Raw genomic sequence first — 18,607 nt, 5'->3', positions numbered from 1 at the left:
GGAGGCTGCATGGCACAGGGATTTACCCCGGCGATCGAAATCTACGGCGCTAACAAGGACCTGCTGAACCAGCGCCTGATCAGTTGGGAACACATCGATGCCGCCGGAATGGAGTCCGATCAACTGACGCTGGTGCTCGACCTGGAAGGCCTTGAAGGCTTGCCGACCCTGGGCGGAATCATCGGCTTGCGGGTGGGCTATCTGGAGACCGGGCTGGTCGAAAAGGGCCATTTCAAGGTCACTCGACTGACACCCACGCTGTTCCCGCTGCGCCTGACGCTGGTCGCGACCGCCGCGCCTTTCAGCGGCAAGGACGAAACCGGATTCAAGGAACGGCGCACGGCCAGTCATGGCCCCACGACGCTTGGCGGGCTGTTTCGCAAACTGGTTGAGCCGCACGGTTTCTCCCCGCGGGTCGATCCCGAACTGGCGCTGATCAGGATCGCTCATGTCGACCAGTCGAACGAAACCGACATGAGCTTCATCACGCGACTGGCGAAAAAGTACGACGCGGTAGCCAAACCGTTTAACGACCTCTACGTACTGGCGAAACCGGCGCAGCTCAAAACCCTGTCGGGTCAGGTGATACCGAACGTCAGGCTGTCGGTGACCCACAACAATCGGCCGGGCGATCACGCCTTCATCAGCGCCACGCTGGAAGAGACCGCCCGCACCCAGAATCAGGGTTGTAAAGTCTGCTGTTGGGACGCCAATGCCGGCAAGCAGGTGGAGGTGAAAACCGGCAAGGCGCCCTACAAGGTCATTCGTCAGAAACAGGCCAGTGTGGAAGAAGCCAAAGCCATCGGCGAAGCCGAAGTGCGCAAGATGCTGCGCGAGAAATACAAGCTGAAAGTTACTTGCCCGGGTGATCCGCTGCTGGTGGCCGAAGGTCTGTTGGTGCTCGATGACACCTGGCCCGACTTCATGCGCGGTCGCTGGTCGATCGAGAAGGTGACTGCCAGCGGCAAGCCCGAAGAAAGCTATCGCTGCCTGATCGAAGCCAACGGCCGGGATCCCGAGGCAAAAGCCAAGGACTGATCCCCCGGTCTCACCGCCACACGCATCACTGTGGCCACTCACACATCCTGGAACGCTCCCCATGAAGATCTCCCCGATCCTCACGCAGCTGCGTGCGCAATGCCCAAGCCTTGCCGGCCATATCTCGACAGGAGTCGACCTGGCGCTGCTGCAAGGCAACCCGAATCTGCCGACACCGTCGGCTCATGTTTTACCGCTGGCCGATCTGGCCAGCGCCAGCACCGCACAGAACTCTGCCAGCCAACCGATCCGCGACCGCTTCGAAATCATCCTGGTGCTTGATGCCACGGACGCCACAAAAGCGCTGGATCTGTTGCACGACCTGCGCGCCGAAGTGTGGCGGGCGCTGGTGGGTTTCAAGCCCGGTTCCGACTACAGCGCCATCGTTTATGACGGCGGCGAAACGGTCTCGATCAACAGCAGCCGCGCTTTCTACCGGCTGCGCTTTTTTGCCGAGTTCCAGCTGGGCCGCAATCTGCCAAGTCAGCCTGCGGAGAGTTGGCACGAACGTGAACTGGACGGTTTGTCGTCCTTTACCGGGGTCACCGTGCGGGTCGATGCGATCGACCCGGCCGACCCCAACCTGAAACACCCGGGCCCTGACGGGCGCGTGGAAATGACTTTCTCTGGAGACGTAACCCCATGAGCAACCGCATCACCGTAGTGCCGGCCGCTGGCCGTGCCGTGCCGGACCCGGAAGCAGGCGACCTGCTGCCACTGGAAGGCCGTGAAGTGCTGGACAGCGCCTGGTGGCGCCGGCGTCTGGCCGACGGCGATATCACCCTCAAAACCGCAACAGCTAAACAAAAGGGAGCCAAATAATGGCGATCGGATTCAGCAACATTCCTGCGGACATTCGTGTACCGCTGTTCTATGCCGAAATGGACAACTCGGCCGCCAATAGCGCGTCCTCGTCCATGCGCCGCCTGATCGTGGCGCAGGTCAACGACAACATCGCCCCGAGCGAAGTCGGCAAACTGGTGCTGGTTTCCAGCGTGGCACTGGCCAAGAGCATTGGCGGCCAGGGCTCGATGCTGGCCTCGATGTACGAGACCTTCCGCAAGGCCGACCCGATCGGTGAGATCTGGTGCCTGCCGCTGCACAACGCCACCGGCGCTATCGCCAAAGGCGTGCTAACCCTGACCGGCACCGCGACTCAGGCTGGCGTGCTCAACCTGTATGTCGGCGGCGTCCGTGTACAGGCCACCGTGGTCAACGGTGCCACTGCTGCCCAGGCGGCCACCGCCCTGGCACAGAAAATCAACGCCACCGCCGATCTGCCGGTGAGCGCTGCGGCCGCTGAAGGTGTGGTCACCCTGAACGCCAAATGGACTGGCGAGAGCGGCAACGACATCAGCCTGCAATTCAATCGCCTGGGCAAGAGCAACGGCGAAGAAACCCCGGCTGGCCTGATCACTGCCGTCACCGCCATGACCGGCGGCGTGGGTGTACCGGATCAAGTGGCTGCCGTTGCAGCACTGGGTGACGAGCCGTTCGAATTCATCGCGCTGCCATGGTCCGATCTGGCCACCCTCAACACCTGGCAAGCGGTGATGGACGACAGCACCGGTCGCTGGTCGTGGGCCAAGCAACTGTTCGGTCACGTCTACAGCGCCAAGCGCGGTACCGTCGGCACTCTGGTGGCAGCCGGTCAGGCTCGCAACGACCAGCACATGACCATTCAGGCGCTGGAGCCGGGCGTTCCGCAACCGGTATGGGTACAAGCTGCGGCACTGGCTGCGCGTACTTCGGTGTTCATCTCGGCCGACGCCAGCCGTCCGACCCAGAGCGGCAGCCTGCCAGGCGTCGATCCGGCACCGGCCAGCGAGCGCTTCACCCTGACCGAGCGTCAGTCGCTGCTCAACTACGGCATCGCCACCGCGTACTACGAAGGCGGTTACGTGCGCATCCAGCGCTCGATCACCACCTACCAGAAGAACGCTTACGGCCAGGCCGACAACTCGTACCTGGACAGCGAAACCATGCACCAGTCGGCGTTCATCGTGCGTCGTCTGCAAAGCGTGATCACCAGCAAGTACGGTCGCCACAAACTGGCCTCCGACGGCACCCGTTTCGGCGCCGGCCAGCCGATCGTCACCCCGGCGACCATTCGCGGCGAACTGATCGCCCAGTACGCCAAGCTCGAACTGGAAGGCCACGTGGAAAACGCCGAACTGTTCGCCGAGCACCTGATCGTCGAGCGCGACGTGCAGGACCCGAGCCGCGTGAACGTGCTGTTCCCGCCTGATTACATCAACGGTCTGCGCGTGTTCGCACTGCTCAACCAGTTCCGTCTGCAGTACGACGACGTCGCCTGATCGGCCCGTTTGACACTGTGATTTCAGCCCACCTTGCGTGGGCTTTTTATTTGAAGGGAGTAACACCATGGGTCAACTGATTGCAGGCACCTGCTACGTCAAGGTCGACGGTGCACAACTGACCATCAATGGCGGCTGCGAAGCCCCGCTGATGGCCGTCAAACGTGAAACCGTCGTGCCGGGTTTCTACAAGGAAACCGACATCGCGCCATCGTTCAAGGTGACCGCGCTGCACACCGCCGACTTCCCGCTGAAGAAGCTGATCGAAGGCACCGACATCACCGTCACCTGCGAATTCAGCAACGGCAAAGTCTACGTACTGGCCGGTGCCTACCTGGTCGAAGAGCCAGTCTCCAAAGGCGATGACGCCACCATCGAACTGAAATTCGAAGGCATCAAGGGGACCTGGCAATGAGCGGCGCCGTGAAGCTTCAGGTTGCGATCGAAGCTCACGGCGAGCCCCTGACCGAACTCGTCCTGCGCCGTCCGACGGTGCAGGAGGTGCGAGCGATCAAGGCGCTGCCGTACAAGATCGACAAGAGCGAAGAGGTCAGCCTCGACATGGACGTGGCGGCCAAATACATCGCCGTGTGCGCCGGCATTCCGCCGTCGTCGGTCAACCAGCTGGATCTGGCTGACCTCAACGCGCTGAGCTGGGCCGTTGCGAGTTTTTTCATGAGTGCGGCGTCGGAGCCATCACCGACCTGATTTCGGTCGCCTATGACCTGGCCTGGTTCTGGAAGGTTGACCCCGAACAGATGATGGCCAGGCCACTGGATGTGCTTCGCGAATCGCTGGAGCACGCGCAACGGATCAATGCGATGCAGCAGGTGCAGTGATGGCAGAAGAAACCAAAGCTAAAGCGTCGGTGCTGCTTACCGGCATCGACGAACTGTCACCCAAACTCGGCGCCCTGCGAGTGAAGGTGGATGACTTCAAGAAAAACCTCGAACAGACCGGCCTCGGCAAACTGGACATCAGCGGTCTGTTCAAGGGCGGCAGCGTGATTACGCCGTTTGTGGACGGCATCAAATCGGCTGCGGCGTTTCAGGGCAAGTTGACCGAGGTCAGTGAGACGGCAAAAACCGTCGACCTGCCTGCCACGCCGAAAGCCGCCGCGCAGAACATGAACGTATTCAGTGCGTCCATGGAAAAGGTGTCCGCTGCGGTGGACGCCGCACTGGTGCCGGCGGTGGGTGCATTGGTGGTCGGACTGGAACCGGTGCTGACCCAGGTCGGCAGCCTGCTGGCCGACAACCCGAAACTGGTCGAAGGGCTGGCGGCGGGGGCGATTGCATTTTCCGCCATGCAAACCGCCGTCACCGGTATGACCCAGGTGATGGACGTCATGAGCATGGTGCTCAAGACCAATCCGATCATGCTGATCGCCATGGGCATTGCCGTGGCGGCCGGTTTGATCGTGGCCAACTGGACACCGATTTCCGCGTTCTTCACCGGATTGTGGGAGGGCGTGAAAAACGCCGGGGCGAGTGCAATGGCGACGTTGCGTTCGGTGCTCGACTGGCGGCCGCTGGAGGCACTGGCGGCGCTGTGGGAACCGGTCACGGGTTTCTTCTCGGGGATCTGGGACAAGGTCAAGGCCGTGACAGCGCCTGTGATCGACTTCTTCAAGTCGGTGTTCTCGTGGTCGCCCGCAGGCCTGATCCTGGAAAACTGGGGGCCGTTGACCGGTCTGTTTTCGGCGATCTGGGAATTGCTCAAGGCCTTGAGTGTGCCGGTGATGTCGTTCCTCAAAGGTCTGTTCGACTGGACGCCGCTGGGCATGATCATCAACAACTGGGGCGCGATCACCGGTTTCTTCGCCTCGATCTGGGCCGCGCTGCAACCGGCGGCGCAAGCCATCAAGGACTTCTTCGGCACCTTGTTCGACTATTCCCCGCTGGGGATGATTGTCAACAACTGGGGCGCCATCGTGACGTTCTTCGAACCGATCTGGGCCACGCTGCAAGCCTCGGCACAGCAGGTCAAAAGTTTCTTCCAGAGCCTGTTCGAATGGTCGCCGCTGGAGCAGATCGCGCAGTACTGGCAGCCGATCAGCGAAGTGTTTTCGGCGCTGTGGGGCGTGGTGCAGGCGCTGGCCGCACCGGTGCTGGAGTTCCTGCACAACATGTTCGAATGGACACCGTTGGGGCAGATCATCAAGAACTGGGGACCGATCACCGAATGGTTCGGTGAGCTGTGGCAAAAGCTGCAGACCGTGATCGCACCGATCAAGGAGCTGTTCGACGGTGGCTTCGCCGGGTTGATCGCCAAGGTCACCGGCAAGGTCGAAACCCTGACCGAAGCGCAACGCCAGACCAATGCCGAAGGCAAGGGTGAACTGGCACCGGCATTCTTCGGAGCCAGCTCGAAATCCGAGGGTGGCAGTGCGTTGCAGGGCGGTTCTTTGCCGCAATCCTCTGGCGCACTGATCCAGCAAAGCGCTGCCAACAACCGCACGCAGCTCGAAGGTGGCCTGACGGTGCGCTTCGAAAATGCGCCGGCGGGGTTGCGCACCGATCAACCGCAAACCAATCAACCGGGGCTGGCGCTCAGTTCGCGCATCGGCTATCGCTCGCTATCGGCAGGAGGTTCCAATGAACTGGCGTGACCGTTTGTTGCCGGCATCCTTTCGCGGTGTCGGCTTCTGGATCGACCAGGCGAAAACCCCGGTCGGTCGCAAGGGGCAGTTGCACGAATACCCGCAACGCGACCTGCCGTTTTTCGAGGATCTCGGCCAGCAGGCCAAGACCCACGACCTGACGGCGTTCATCATCGGTGCCGATTGCCTGGAGCAGCGCGACAAGCTGCTCCAGGCCCTGGAGCAGGGCAGCGGCGAACTGGTGCACCCGTGGCTGGGACGTTTGCAGGTCAAGGTCGGCGAGTGCGACATGACTCACACCCGCCAGGATGGCGGGATGGTGACCTTCAGCCTGAAGTTCTACCCGGACCGGCCGCTGCCGTTTCCGACGGCGACGGTCAGCACGCAAAAAGTCCTGCTGATCAAGGCCGACGGTTTGCTCGGTTCGGCGGTCGCACGTTTCGAACAGGCGATGACCCTGATCAAGGCGGCGCGGATCGGCATCACCAATCTGCGCAACAGCCTCACCGGCGTGTATGACGTGATCAAGGAGCAACTCAAACCGCTGATCGCGCAGTACAAGCAGATCACCGAACTGGTCAGGGCCGTCAAGGAACTGCCCAAGGAAGTGGCGGCGGAATTCAAGGGGCTGCTCGGCGATATCAAGGAGCTGAAGGAATTCGCGAAGGAGGGCTACCGTGGCGTGATTGCCGACGTGTCCCAACAACTCGAAGCCATCCGCAAGGCCGATGCACCGAAAATCACCACCGGCAAGGACACCAACGCCGCCGCGCAAGCGATGGCCAACCTGGTGCAGGACACCCTGATCGTCAAAGTCGCGCAGTGGGTTGCCTCGATGCCAGTGGCCTCTACGCCGGTAAAACTGAACTCGACCCCCTCGCTGGATCAGCAATCGAAGCAGCCGATCACTCGTCAGGAAGTGCCGGTCACCGATGATCTGCAAGCCCTGCAAAAAGAGCTGATCGAAGCGTTGCAAAAGGCCCAGGACAAGGCCGATCCCGCGCACTACCAGGCCATCGCCGATGTGAAGGAAGCGCTGATCGCGCACCTCAAGGCTGTGGCTTCATCCGGTGTGCGACTGGTCAGCAAAACCTTCCAGGAAACCTTTCCGGCGGTGGTCGTGGCCTACAAACAGTTTGGCGACGCCACTCGGGTGACCGAGGTCATTCAGCGCAACGGCCTGTCTCATCCGAGCTTCTCACCCAACGAAGTCAAAGTTTCCAGGGAGTGAGCCATGAACGAGACTGACAACCGCGTCACGCTGACCGTCGGCGACATGGAATACGGCGGCTGGAAAAGCGTGCAGATCACCGCGGACCTGGAGCGCCAGTTCCGCACCTTCAAACTCGACATCACCTGGCAATGGCCGGGGCAGACCGTGGATCAGCGGATCAAGGCCGGCGACCCGTGCGAAGTGCGGATCGGTAAGGATCTGGTGCTCACCGGTTATGTGTTCAAGGCGCCGATCAGCTATGACGGTCGGCAGATCAGCCTGAGCATCGAGGGCAGCTCCAAGACCCAGGATCTGGTGGATTGTGCGGCGCGAAACAACCCCGGCCAATGGCAGGATCAGTCGTTGTTGAACATCGTCCAGGCCTTGGCCATGGAGTACGCGTTGATGGTGGTCAACGAAATTCCCGAGACCGCACGCCTGAGCAAACACACGATCGTGCCGGGTGAAACGGTGTTTCAGTCGATCGACCGTTTGCTCTCGCTGTACCGGGTGTTTTCCACCGATGACGCTGAAGGCCGGCTGGTGCTCGCCAAACCGGGCAGCGGCGGCCGCGCCAGCGATGCACTGGAGTTGGGCAAGAACATTCTCTCGGCCAACGCACCGATGGATTTCAGCCAGGTGTTCTCCGAATACCGGGTGATCGGCCAGCAAAAGGGCAACGACAAGAAGAGCGGGGCAGCGGTCAGCGAAGTGGAATCGGTGGCGGCCGACCTGAGCTTCAAGCGCCGGCGTACCACGATCATCAACGAAGGCTCGCAACTGACCTTCGAACTGGCCCAGCAACGGGCCCAATGGGAAAGCGCTACGCGTATGGGCCGGGCGCTGACCACCACTTATCAGGTGCAGGGCTGGCGTCAGTCCAACGGTGACCTGTGGCGTCACAACACCCTGGTGCGGGTCAAGGATCCGGTGCTCGGGTTCGATGAAGACATGCTGATTTCCAAGGTGACGTACTCGCTGTCGGCGCAAGGCTCGGTGACCACCCTGCAAGTGGCGCCTCCGCATACCTTCGACGCCAACCCTTCGCCGCCGAAAAAAACCTGAGCCCGACCCCGCCCTCCAAGGAAACCCTATGAGCCTACTGACACGCCTGCTGGCGCGCGGCACTGTCGTGCTCGCCAGTTCGGCCTCCAAGCTGCAATCGCTGCAAATGCGCCTCACCGCCGGTGAAGTGAACGACGACATGGAGCACTTCGAACCCTACGGTTTCACCAGCCATCCGCTGGCCGGTGCCGAAGGCGTCGTCACGTTTCTGGGCGGTGATCGTTCCCACGCCATTGCCCTGGTGGTCGCCGATCGCCGTTATCGCCTGCAATCGCTGGCGGCCGGCGAAGTGGCGATCTACACCGACGAAGGCGACAAAATTCACTTCAAGCGCGGGCGGATCATCGACATCGAAACCTCCACCCTCAACATCCGCGCCAGCACCGCCGTGAACTTCGAGACGCCGGTGATCAACCAGACCGGCAAGATCGTTTCCAAAGGCGATCAACTGGCCGGCGGCATCAGCCAGATCAAGCACGTGCATGGCGGCGTGCAGGGCGGCAGCGGCCAGACCGGCGCGCCGGCGGGAGGTCAGTGATGCTTTTCAGTCAGAACCTTCACGCCGCGCTGACCCGTTCAGTGCTGATCAGCCTGTTTTCCTGGCGCCGTGCGGCCGACGACGATGCCCTCGACGACGAGGAGCGTTACGGCTGGTGGGGCGACACCTTTCCGACCGTAGCCGACGACCGCATCGGTTCGCGGTTGTGGCTGCTGCGCCGGGTCAAGCTGACCCGACAGACCCAGATGGACGCCGAGTTCTATGCCCGCGAAGCCTTGCAGTGGCTGATCGACGACGGCCATTGCAGCGCCATCGACATCATCAGCGAACGCCTCGACGCCCAGCGCCTGAACCTGCGCACGGTCCTGACCCTGGCTGACGGCGAACGTCTGGACATCAACCCCGATAACAGTTGGCAGGTGATCTATGCCGTTTGAAACCCCTTCGCTGCCGGTGCTGATCAAGCGCACCCAAAGCGACCTGGCCGGCGATTCGCTGCGCCAGTCCGATGCGCAAGTTCTGGCCCGCACGCTCGGCGGCGCCGCCTATGGCCTGTACGGCTACCTCGACTGGATTGCCGAGCAGATCCTGCCCGACACCGCCGATGAATCGACCCTGGAACGCATCGCCGCGCTGCGCCTGAACCAGCCGCGCAAACCGGCGCAAGTCGCCACCGGCAACGTCAGCTTCAACGCGACGGCGGGCGCGGTGCTGGACGTCGATACGTTGCTGCAGTCGAGCGACGGTCGCACCTTCAAAGTCACCGCCGCGCGCACCACCGTCAATGGCGTCAACAGCACCTCCATCGCAGCGCTTGATGCCGGGAGTCTTGGCAATGTCGAGGCCGGTCTGGCGCTGACGCCAGTGCAGCCGATCACCGGTGTGGTCGGCAACAGCTTTGTGGTGCTGGCGCCGGGGCTCAACGGCGGGGTGGCGCGGGAAAGCCTGGAGTCGCTGCGCTCGCGAGTGATCCGCTCCTATCGCGTCATCCCCCACGGCGGTTCGGCCAGCGACTACGAGACCTGGGCGCTGGAAGTGCCGGGCGTGACGCGCGCCTGGTGCCGTGGCGGCTTTCTCGGGCCGGGCACCGTGGGCGTGTACATCATGCGTGACGACGATCCGCAACCGGTGCCGAATGCCGATCAACTGGCCGAAGTGCAGGCCTACATCGAGCCGCTGCGCCCGGTGACCGCCGAAGTGCATGTGCTCCCGCCGGTACAGAAACCGGTGACCTATCAGCTGAAGCTGACGCCCGATACCACCGCCGTGCGCGCCGCTGTCGAAACCCAGTTGCGCGATTTGCACAACCGCGAGGCCGACCTCGGCGCGGATCTGTTGATCAGCCATATCCGCGAAGCGATCAGCAGCGCGGCGGGTGAAACCGATCACGTGCTTTCGGCCCCCGTGGCGAACGTCGCGGCAGGCGACAGCGAACTGCTCACCTTCGGAGGTTGCGTATGGGGGGCATAAGAACCGCCGCGCAATACCAGGCGCAATTGCGTGCCTTGCTGCCTTCGGGACCTGCGTGGGATCCGGAGCGGGTGCCGGAACTCGATGAAGTGCTGCAAGGCGTCGCCGTCGAACTGGCACGCCTCGACGCCCGCGCCGCCGACCTGCTCAACGAGATGGACCCGGCCGGCGTCAGCGAACTGGTGCCGGACTGGGAACAGGTGATGAACCTGCCCGACCCGTGCCTGGGCGCCACACCGCTGTTCGACGACCGTCGCCTCGCTGTACGCCGCCGCTTGTTGGCGGTCGGCAGCCAGGCCGTCGGCTACTACCTGGAAATCGCCAAAAGCCAGGGTTACCCCAACGCCACCATCACCGAACTCGAAGCCCCGCGCATGGGCCGTTCGCGTTTCGGTGCCGCGCACTGGGGCACCTGGGAAGCGCAGTTCATGTGGACGCTCAACACCGGCGGCCGCCTGCTGCTCGGCCGGCGTTTCGGTGCGAGTTACTGGGGCGAACGCTTCGGCGTAAATCCGGGCTCGGCGCTCGAATGCATGATCCATCGGGCAGCACCGGCGCACACCAGGGTGCACATCAATTATGACTAGGGAATAACGCAATGGATTATCCGAAGAGTGTGCCCAGCGCCGGTCTGGTGAATGGGAAATTTGTCGATGAAAACCCGCTGACCGGGACGCCGGGGTCACTGATTCCGGCGGACTGGGGTAACAGTGTCACGCAAGAAATTCTCAGCGTGATCAAGGCCGGGGAGCTGACCCCGGACGAGAAGAAATACGATCAACTGCTGCAGGCTATTCAGACGGTGACGGCCAAGGGCTGGAATCAGGATCTGGCGTTGCCGTTGGCTGCGTTGCCTTTGCCGACCGTTGCCACGACGGATGCGCGGATGCCGATTACGCCGGCTGCTGCCTCGACCAGTGGCGGGCGGGTGTCGGTGCCGGCGGGTGTTTACGTCAGCATTGGCCAGGAAGTGGTGGCGGGGCAGTTGGGGCGTTCGCGTACGTTCACAACACAGGCCTGGAGCAGCGCTGACCTGTTGCCGAGTTCGGGGTACTTTCTGCGGGCTCAGGTGGTGGGTGGCGCGCTGACGTTCTACATGCAGCGCGGGACGATTTACGACGCGACGCCCGAGTCTCAGAAGGGCACGCTCAATGGTGCTGCTGGCGGTGGTTTCCAGTCCTCGGTGCTGGACATGTGCCTGGCCTGGGTGGTCACCGGTGCACCGGGTTCCGTACCAACGGTGCGCGCGATCTACAACCGGGCGCGTTTGACCTGGACTCAGACAGTCAATGGCACCGGTGCGGTGTTCCTGCCGCTCGACCCCCATGCACGCGCTGCGCGGCTGGTGGTGGGCAACCCGACGCCTTCGCCGACGGCATTGACCTCTCTCGCGTTTCCGAGTACCGGATGGGCGGGCGGCAACTACAGCCTCATGGCACCGCTTTCAACGAGCGTTATCAGTCATGCGGGAGGTTGGAATCCGGCTGCGGTCTATCCCTGTACGCTTTTCACCAACAACGTGCTCAATGACGTGACGGTTTCAACGCTGGCCGCCAGTTTTGATCACAATCAATTGCGTTCGCTCTGGCAGTGCTTTCAGGCAGAACACACGCTAGGGCTGACCACTGCCGACAGCGATGAACTATTGCTGAGCATGGGCATCAAGAGCCATCCGCAAACCGACTACAGCGTCGGTATTCCGATCAACTTTGGCGACGCTGTGAACGTTCAGCTGTCGTGGGAGCTCATTCGATGATCGTCATTCAGGAACTTCATCAGATCGATGGCGAGTTGCGTCCCGCGCAGCCGTCCGCCGCCCATGACTGGGACGGTGAGCAGTGGGTCGTCAATCCCGAGAAAGTCGCGCTGCTGGAACAGCAGGAAACCGAAAACCTGTGCACCAGGGTCGATGCAGTCGCTGACAGCACCCGCACCGCACTGGCCGGTGATCCGCTCAAAGCCCTCGAGTACGCTCAGGCGGCGGTCGACGCTCAGGCCTATCAGGATGCCGGTTACCCGAAAAAGGAAGTGCCGTTGTCCGTTGCTGCCTGGGTAGCCAAGGGTCGGTCGGCAAAACAGTCGGCCGAGCAGATCCTCGACAAGGCTGCCCAGCTCAGCGAGAACCTGCTGACCTTGCGCACCTTGCGCCTGAAAGCCAAGACCCAGATCCGCGCGTACGCGAGCAAGGGCCAGATGGATCAGGCTCGCGCTGCCGCCGATGAGGCGCTGCAGGCCATTCGTCAGCTGACGGCCAACCCGGCCCCGTAATCGCAATTCGTTTCACCCAAGCCCACTTCGTTGTGGGCTTTTTATTTTCAGGAACAGAAGCGTTTGCGCCCGCCGTTGAGCAAGTCAAAAGCCCGCGTGCAGCCACGTTTCATTTGTCATTCAAGAGGAACGAACATCCAATGGATTATCCAAAGAGCGTCCCCAGCGTCGGCCTGGTCGACGGCCGCTTCGTCGATGAAAACCCGGTGGCGGGAACACCCGGGTCGTTGATACCGGCGGTGTGGGGCAATAGCGTTACACAAGAGATTCTCAACGTGATTACCGGCGCCGGGTTGACGGCCGCCGAGGCTGATACCGGGCAGTTGCTCAAGGCCATTCAGTCGATTGTCGGTAACGCCAGTCCGATGCGCTCGGTGGTGACGCGGCTGGCGGCTTCCAAAGTGCTGAACGAGTCAGAACTGGGGCTTGTATTGATCGACGGTAGCCCAGGGTCCATGACTGTGACCTTGCCATCTGCCAACGTTGCGTTAGGCGTGCGAGATGTGATCGTGCGTCGTGTAGACAACAGTGGCAATCGGCTCGTTGTTCAGGCGTCCGATACCGACAGGATTCGTTTTCACACGCATCTTTCCGCCAATGGATATCCCTTCCTGGTGCTGATGGGCGGCGGCGACTGGTGGCATCTGCGCAGTGACGGAGCTGGGAGCTGGTGGCCGGTCGGTCGCTTTGACAACAGCGCTTTGGGACGGCCGTTCTTTGAAACCACCACGACACTCAATCCGGGAGGCTACGGCGTTCCGAACGGTGATCTGTTCAAACGTACCGAATGGCCCTGGCTGTGGGATTTTGCCCGGTTATCCGGGGCGTTGACGACCGAAGCTGCCCGAGCGGGCATGGAAGGCGGCTGGACCAGTGGTGATGGTGCTACGAACTTTCGGATCCCCGAGATTCGTGGCGAGTTTCTGCGGGTGCTCAGTGAAAGCAGGAACATTGATTCCGGGCGCGTGGCCGGCAGCCTGCAAACGCATGCCTTGCAGAGCCACAACCATTATCTGCCGACGGGCACAGCAGCCTCTTTCAAACCGGCCCCGGCGATTCCGGATGGCGTCTGGGACGTTGGCACCAACGTCAACTATGCCCCGACCAATACAACCGTGGCGACAACTTACCCCAACCCCGCGTTCGACTCCGACACGCTCATCGGCAACATCGGCAATTTTTCGGGCGAAACCCGACCGCGAAACATCGCCTATCCCGCGCGTATCAAACTGATCTGAGGTGCACATGTTCAATTATCTGATAGACGAAAGTGGTGCGCTGACCGGGCCTGTCGAATTTCCACTGGTGCCGGGCATCGGCCTGCAACTGCCGAGCAATGCTGTAACGCTGAGCATCGAACTCTCCCCGGCGCCCGAGGGTTTTGCCTGGGCCTACGACAACGGATCCCTGCAACAGCGGGTCGATTGTCGCGGCGATGTTTATCGCACTGATACGGGGTTCCGGGAAATCTGGACCGCACTGGGCGAGTTGCCGGAGGGATTTACCAAGTTGCCTTGGCCGGGTGGTTTTCACGCGTGGGTGGATAACACATGGCAACTTGATGAGGCCGCGCAACTGGCGGATCTCAAACGCGTCGCTCTCGCTCGACGCGATGTTTTGCTGCGCGATTCCGTCCTGCGCATCGCCCCCCTGCAGTACGCCGAAGACGTCGGCGATGCCAGCCACGAAGAAGAGCTGCAACTGCTCGAGTGGAAGCTCTACAGCGTCGAGCTGAACCGCATCGAAAAGCAGACCGGTTTCCCGGAACAAATCACCTGGCCGGCCGTGCCCGGCGCAACCGTAACCAGCTGATTGCAGCACAGGGAGTAGTGCAATGGACTATCCGAAAAGCATCCCCGGTGTCGGTCTGGTCAACGGCAGTTTTATCGATGAAAACCCCGTTGCCGGCACGCCTGGCTCGTTGATCCCAGCCGCCTGGGGCAACAGTGTCACGCAAGAAATTCTCAACGCCATCAAGGCGGCCGGGCTGACGCCGGACGAGACCAAGACCAACCAGCTGGCAACGGCCATTGGTGCCCTGGTCGACTTCACCAAACTGAAGAACACCCCGACCACGCTGGCGGGCTACGGCATCACCGATGCGGTGGGACGGTTGCTGGCGGTCCGGCAGATCGACGCGGTCGGGATCACGGTTTACAAGCCAAACCCCAGAGCCAAGCGGATTCGTGTGCGGTTGATCGGGGCGGGTGGTTCGGGGGGCGGCTGCGAACCTGTTCCGGCGGGTACCCAAATCCTCGGCGGTGGTGGCGGATCCGGTGCGTATGCGGAAAGCCTGTATGACGTCACCGCACAAATGCTCGCCGGTGTACCGGTTTCGCTGGGTGCCGGGGGCGCCGTCAGCAACACCACGGGACTTGCGGGCGGCGGAGCCTCCTTTGGTAGCTACATGAGTGTTTCGGGAGGCGGTGGCGGGCAGAAACTGGGGATCGTGGTCACAGGCACTTCGTCAGGATTCATTCAGGGCGGAGTAGGTGGGTTGCTGACTGGCGGCAATCTCTGCAGCGCTCGCGGTATCACCGGAGGTTTCGGAATGAGTAACGCCAATTGGGGGTTGCTGTCGGGTTGCGGAGCTCCGAGTCCGTTCGACGGCGGTGGCCCCTTCAGCGGGTCGAACACCGTTGGCAATGCCGGTGTTCGAGGCTCGGGCGGCAGTGGCTCCTGCTCGGTTCACGCATCTGCATCCATCGTAAGCGGCGCCGGCGGCAACGCCTTCTGTGAAATCTGGGAGTACGAGTAATGGCCCGTTATGCACGTATTGAAAACGGTGTTGCAGTCGAAGTGATCGACACCGGTGACTACGCGATCGAGCAACTGTTCGCGCCTGCGTTCGTCGCGGCGATGGTACCGGTGCCCGAAGGCGTCAACGTCGAAATCGGCGCGTCGATGGATGAGATAGCTCCCGCCATCGAGCCTGCGTACGAACCGCCAAACCCTGTTGTCGCCAAGGCCCCCGTAGTTGAGGAAAACCAGCCTCTGGCGGCGGAGCGTACCTGGCGTCAGTCGGCTCTCGCAGCCACCGAATGGCGGGTCACCCGCCACCGCGATGAGCAGGAATTGGGACGCGGGACAACGCTCAAGGCCCAGCAATACCTGGAGTTGCTCGAGTACCGCCAGGCCTTGCGTGACTGGCCCGATTGCGGCGCATTCCCGTCCTCCGTTTCGCGGCCCTCCGCGCCGCAGTGGCTGGCCGGCTCGATTGGCTGAAGCCATCACGCAACCCATGTTTTCAGATAAGGAGATAAGCCTTGGACTATCCCAAGAGTGTACCCAGCGTCGGGCTGGTCAATGGACAGTTTGCCGATGAGGATCTGGTTGCCGGAAAGCCCGGTTCGCTGATTCCGGCGGCGTGGGGCAATGGCGTCACGCAGGAAATTCTCGGCGTTGTTCAAGCGGCGGGCATGACGCCGAGCGAGACGTCGAACAATCAGTTGCTGGGTGCGTTGCGCAGCGCGACGTTGTTCAACACGGCTCCACAGTTTGATAGCGGCCGCTCGGCAGCCACTTCGGAGTTTGTGCAACGAGCGTTGGGCAATTATGCGAGCGCACGCGGGATTTCCGCGGCGACACAGTTGACGCTCACCGATGTCGGTTGCTCGATCGGCCTGGGCGGTGCAACGGCTTATACCGTCACGCTTCCGGATACCGCCTCGGTACCGAGCGGCGCCACGATCAGCCTGCATTGCCGAAACGTTGCCACCGTCACAGTCGCGAGCAAGACCGGTACGCAGATCAGTCCACAAGGGGCTTACCTGGGTTCAATCGTGATGAACAGCGGCGAGAGCGCAACCTTTGTCCGGGAGTCGGGTGTCTGGGTCGTTTATGGCACCGCTGCGCTGAAGTACTCGGCGGCCTACGCATCGCAGTTCGCCACGGCGGGGTATCAGAAGTTTCCCAGCGGTTTGATCGTGCAGTGGGTGACCGGCGGCTCCGATGCGAACGGCAACATGACGGTGTCGCTGCCGATCACGTTTCCCAACGCGATCCTGGGCGGCATCGCCAATGAAGGTTACCCGGCAGGTTGGGGCGCTTCCAACGTGACTGTCTGGGCGTTCGACGGTGCGAACTCCACGACATCGACAGTGGTCGCACGGGTCCGGAATGTCTGGGGTTCAAACGTGAAGGCCGACCTGGGTATTTCAGGCCGCATTTTGGTTTGGGGGCGATAAGCATGACGACTATTTACTTTTATGCGCAGACACGCGGATTCGATCTGGTCGACAGCCCCGGTCCCGAGCTGCCCGACGGGGCCGTGGAAATCACCCGTGCCCAATACGCCGAACTGTTTGCAGGACAGGCATCGGGCAAGGTCATCAGCGCCAGTGCCAGTGGGCAACCCGTACTGACCGATCCGGTCGTCTCCCCTGAGGCTGCGGTCACTCATGAACGCGCATGGCGCAATGCTGTTCTTCGCGATACCCAATGGCTGGTATGGCGTGACGCTGAAGAGCTGGAAGTCGGTGAGGGCACCACACTGCGCTCCGAAGAGTTCAAGCAACTGCTGGCCTATCGGCAGGCATTGCGCGACTGGCCCAACGATCCGGATTTTCCCGATGCTCGTTCGCGGCCGGTTGAGCCGGATTGGCTGGAAGGTCTGGTGCGGACAAACAACTGAGCGAGTATCTCCGTGTCAGGTGTAAAGCAAGACCGGACCATCAAGGAAAAATAAATATGGACTACCCAAAAAGTGTCCCGGGGTCAGGCCTGGTCGACGGAAAGTTCGTCGATGAAGACGTGATCGCCGGCACACCGGGATCGCTGATCCCTGCGAGTTGGGGCAACAGTGTCACCCAGGAAATTCTCGGTGCGATTACTGCTGCCGGCCTTAAACCTGACGAGCAACAAACCAGTCAGCTGGCGCAGGCGATTCGTCAATTGTCGAAGCCTGATCCGTTGCAGCAATTCCCGGCTCAGGTGTACCGCAAGAATGTGTTGATCAATGCCGGGTTTGATATATGGCAACGCGGCACAACCAACCTCGGGCCAAACATCGGCGGTTATGTCGCCGACCGTTTCCGCTGTGACTGGAATGGCAATGCTGCCGTGACCATCACTCGTCAGGATTTCGCGCCAGGCCAGCTGGAAGTGGCGGGCGAGCCCGCTTGTTTTTTACGCTGGCAGCAAACCTCGGCGGGCGTTGGCGCGACTGAGCACAAGATTTCCCAGAGCGTTGAGTCGGTCAGGACCCTGGCCGGGAAAACGGCCACCGTGACCTTTTGGGCGCGTTCCGATGCTGCCCGGCCGTTGAAAGTAACAATAGGCCAGTACTTCGGAAGCGGTGGTTCGGAAGCTGTCGTGAAAGTGGTTGATGTCTTTCAATTGAGCACGGCCTGGGCCAGGTACAGCGCAACGTTCCAGGTCCCGGCCATATCGGGAAAAATGCTTGGAGCCAATGATTGCCTGAGACTGGCTTTCGACCTTCCGCTTAACGTTTTGCAAACGGTCGATCTTGCACGGATCCAGTTGGAGGAGGGGCCGATCTCGACGCCATTCGAATACCGTCCCGCGGCTGAAGAATTCATGCTTTGTCAGCGTTATTTCGAGAAGTCTTTTGCTAACCGTCTGACGATTCGTGCGAACAATGGCCCTGCTACCTGCATTGTCTCGTTTACCCAGTCAGCGGCTGGAAATAACGGTCAATACGGTATGACCGTGGACATGCAGGTGCAGAAGAGAGTACAGCCTACAGTCGTCCTGTATTGCCCCGGAAATGAAAGTAATCAGGTCTGGAACTACTCGATGGGAGTGGCATGCACCGGAACAACTGTGCAAAGCGTGACACAGCGCAGTTTCGCGATCGGCACTGTGACACCGGTTACCAGTCAGCCGGGTAACGGGTTGCAGATTGAATGGACAGCGGACGCTGAAATCTAGGAGTGAATCCAATGACCTATCAACTGAATGCTTACGGCGTATTGCGCACGGAGGATTCAGCGTTTATCCCGCAGGATCCGACCAATCGTGATTGGCTTGAGTATCAAGAATGGCTGTCAGCAGGCGGCCAGGTTTTACCCTTGAATGAAACACTCGAAGAGTTGGCACCGGACAGCACCCTGAAAACTCTGGCAAAAAAATGGCTGGCAGGCATCAGCTCCCAACCATGATTCAATCGGAGC

23 protein-coding genes are annotated in these 18,607 nt (G+C 61.4%); all 23 read left to right on the top strand.

Annotated elements, in window-relative coordinates; genetic code table 11:
• Positions 1-9 precede the first annotated feature (9 nt).
• The 23 genes from AC07VV_RS14600 (at position 10) to AC07VV_RS14490 (ending at position 18,595) form a co-directional block, all read left to right on the top strand.
• Positions 10-1,038 (top strand): phage late control D family protein, encoded by a 1,029-nt coding sequence (locus AC07VV_RS14600; protein ID WP_495036608.1) that lies wholly within the window; start codon positions 10-12, stop codon positions 1,036-1,038.
• A 61-nt stretch (positions 1,039-1,099) separates the two neighbouring features.
• Positions 1,100-1,684, top strand: coding sequence for a phage tail terminator protein (locus AC07VV_RS14595; protein WP_495036607.1), 585 nt, complete (start codon positions 1,100-1,102; stop codon positions 1,682-1,684).
• A complete protein-coding gene (locus tag AC07VV_RS14590) occupies positions 1,681-1,860 on the top strand; it encodes a DUF2635 domain-containing protein (RefSeq protein ID WP_007954893.1) in 180 nt (59 codons plus the stop codon). The genes AC07VV_RS14595 and AC07VV_RS14590 overlap by 4 nt, the downstream gene beginning before the upstream one ends.
• The gene (locus AC07VV_RS14585; RefSeq protein ID WP_495036606.1) at positions 1,860-3,356 is read left to right on the top strand and encodes a phage tail sheath subtilisin-like domain-containing protein; all 1,497 of its coding nucleotides are present in this window, start codon (positions 1,860-1,862) and stop codon (positions 3,354-3,356) included. Before AC07VV_RS14590 ends, AC07VV_RS14585 begins: the two co-directional genes overlap by 1 nt.
• Before the next feature lie 67 nt (positions 3,357-3,423).
• Positions 3,424-3,771 (top strand): phage tail tube protein, encoded by a 348-nt coding sequence (locus tag AC07VV_RS14580; protein WP_007908779.1) that lies wholly within the window; start codon positions 3,424-3,426, stop codon positions 3,769-3,771.
• Positions 3,768-4,064, top strand: coding sequence for a phage tail assembly protein (locus AC07VV_RS14575; protein ID WP_003222226.1), 297 nt, complete (start codon positions 3,768-3,770; stop codon positions 4,062-4,064). Before AC07VV_RS14580 ends, AC07VV_RS14575 begins: the two co-directional genes overlap by 4 nt.
• 130 nt (positions 4,065-4,194) lie before the next feature.
• Positions 4,195-5,967: a phage tail tape measure protein gene (locus tag AC07VV_RS14570; protein WP_495036605.1), complete on the top strand. Its 1,773-nt coding sequence runs from the start codon at positions 4,195-4,197 to the stop codon at positions 5,965-5,967.
• Positions 5,954-7,189, top strand: a complete 1,236-nt coding sequence (locus AC07VV_RS14565) for a DNA circularization protein (RefSeq protein ID WP_495036604.1) — start codon at positions 5,954-5,956, stop codon at positions 7,187-7,189. The genes AC07VV_RS14570 and AC07VV_RS14565 overlap by 14 nt, the downstream gene beginning before the upstream one ends.
• Positions 7,190-7,192: 3 nt before the next feature.
• On the top strand, positions 7,193-8,236 hold the full coding sequence (locus AC07VV_RS14560; RefSeq protein WP_495036603.1) for a phage baseplate assembly protein: 1,044 nt from the start codon (positions 7,193-7,195) through the stop codon (positions 8,234-8,236).
• 28 nt (positions 8,237-8,264) lie between these two features.
• Positions 8,265-8,774 (top strand): phage baseplate assembly protein V, encoded by a 510-nt coding sequence (locus tag AC07VV_RS14555; protein ID WP_495036602.1) that lies wholly within the window; start codon positions 8,265-8,267, stop codon positions 8,772-8,774.
• Positions 8,774-9,172, top strand: coding sequence for a phage GP46 family protein (locus tag AC07VV_RS14550; protein ID WP_096819584.1), 399 nt, complete (start codon positions 8,774-8,776; stop codon positions 9,170-9,172). The genes AC07VV_RS14555 and AC07VV_RS14550 overlap by 1 nt, the downstream gene beginning before the upstream one ends.
• The gene (locus AC07VV_RS14545; protein WP_493065375.1) at positions 9,162-10,205 is read left to right on the top strand and encodes a baseplate J/gp47 family protein; all 1,044 of its coding nucleotides are present in this window, start codon (positions 9,162-9,164) and stop codon (positions 10,203-10,205) included. Before AC07VV_RS14550 ends, AC07VV_RS14545 begins: the two co-directional genes overlap by 11 nt.
• Positions 10,193-10,792 carry a YmfQ family protein gene (locus AC07VV_RS14540; RefSeq protein ID WP_495036601.1) on the top strand — a complete coding sequence of 200 codons (600 nt, stop codon included), beginning with the start codon at positions 10,193-10,195 and terminating at the stop codon, positions 10,790-10,792. Before AC07VV_RS14545 ends, AC07VV_RS14540 begins: the two co-directional genes overlap by 13 nt.
• An 11-nt stretch (positions 10,793-10,803) precedes the next feature.
• Positions 10,804-11,961 carry a phage tail protein gene (locus AC07VV_RS14535; RefSeq protein WP_495036600.1) on the top strand — a complete coding sequence of 386 codons (1,158 nt, stop codon included), beginning with the start codon at positions 10,804-10,806 and terminating at the stop codon, positions 11,959-11,961.
• Positions 11,958-12,473: a phage tail protein gene (locus tag AC07VV_RS14530; protein ID WP_495036599.1), complete on the top strand. Its 516-nt coding sequence runs from the start codon at positions 11,958-11,960 to the stop codon at positions 12,471-12,473. The genes AC07VV_RS14535 and AC07VV_RS14530 overlap by 4 nt, the downstream gene beginning before the upstream one ends.
• A 140-nt stretch (positions 12,474-12,613) precedes the next feature.
• Positions 12,614-13,711, top strand: coding sequence for a phage tail protein (locus AC07VV_RS14525; RefSeq protein ID WP_495036598.1), 1,098 nt, complete (start codon positions 12,614-12,616; stop codon positions 13,709-13,711).
• 7 nt (positions 13,712-13,718) lie between these two features.
• A complete protein-coding gene (locus tag AC07VV_RS14520) occupies positions 13,719-14,285 on the top strand; it encodes a tail fiber assembly protein (RefSeq protein WP_495036597.1) in 567 nt (188 codons plus the stop codon).
• A gap of 22 nt (positions 14,286-14,307) precedes the next feature.
• Complete coding sequence (locus tag AC07VV_RS14515; RefSeq protein ID WP_495036596.1) at positions 14,308-15,231, top strand: hypothetical protein; 924 nt, start codon at positions 14,308-14,310, stop codon at positions 15,229-15,231.
• Positions 15,231-15,698, top strand: a complete 468-nt coding sequence (locus AC07VV_RS14510; RefSeq protein ID WP_495036595.1) for a phage tail assembly chaperone — start codon at positions 15,231-15,233, stop codon at positions 15,696-15,698. The genes AC07VV_RS14515 and AC07VV_RS14510 overlap by 1 nt, the downstream gene beginning before the upstream one ends.
• Before the next feature lie 41 nt (positions 15,699-15,739).
• Complete coding sequence (locus AC07VV_RS14505) at positions 15,740-16,660, top strand: gp53-like domain-containing protein (protein WP_495036594.1); 921 nt, start codon at positions 15,740-15,742, stop codon at positions 16,658-16,660.
• A 2-nt stretch (positions 16,661-16,662) separates the two neighbouring features.
• On the top strand, positions 16,663-17,106 hold the full coding sequence (locus tag AC07VV_RS14500) for a phage tail assembly chaperone (RefSeq protein ID WP_495036593.1): 444 nt from the start codon (positions 16,663-16,665) through the stop codon (positions 17,104-17,106).
• A 56-nt stretch (positions 17,107-17,162) separates the two neighbouring features.
• On the top strand, positions 17,163-18,365 hold the full coding sequence (locus AC07VV_RS14495; RefSeq protein WP_495036592.1) for a carbohydrate binding domain-containing protein: 1,203 nt from the start codon (positions 17,163-17,165) through the stop codon (positions 18,363-18,365).
• 11 nt (positions 18,366-18,376) lie between these two features.
• The gene (locus AC07VV_RS14490; protein WP_495036591.1) at positions 18,377-18,595 is read left to right on the top strand and encodes a hypothetical protein; all 219 of its coding nucleotides are present in this window, start codon (positions 18,377-18,379) and stop codon (positions 18,593-18,595) included.
• The last annotated feature ends 12 nt before the right edge of the window (positions 18,596-18,607 follow it).

The organism is Pseudomonas sp. GW821-FHT02C04, from assembly GCF_059421845.1.
Note: the sequence above shows the minus strand (reverse complement) of the source record. Positions and strands in the feature narration are given on the sequence as shown.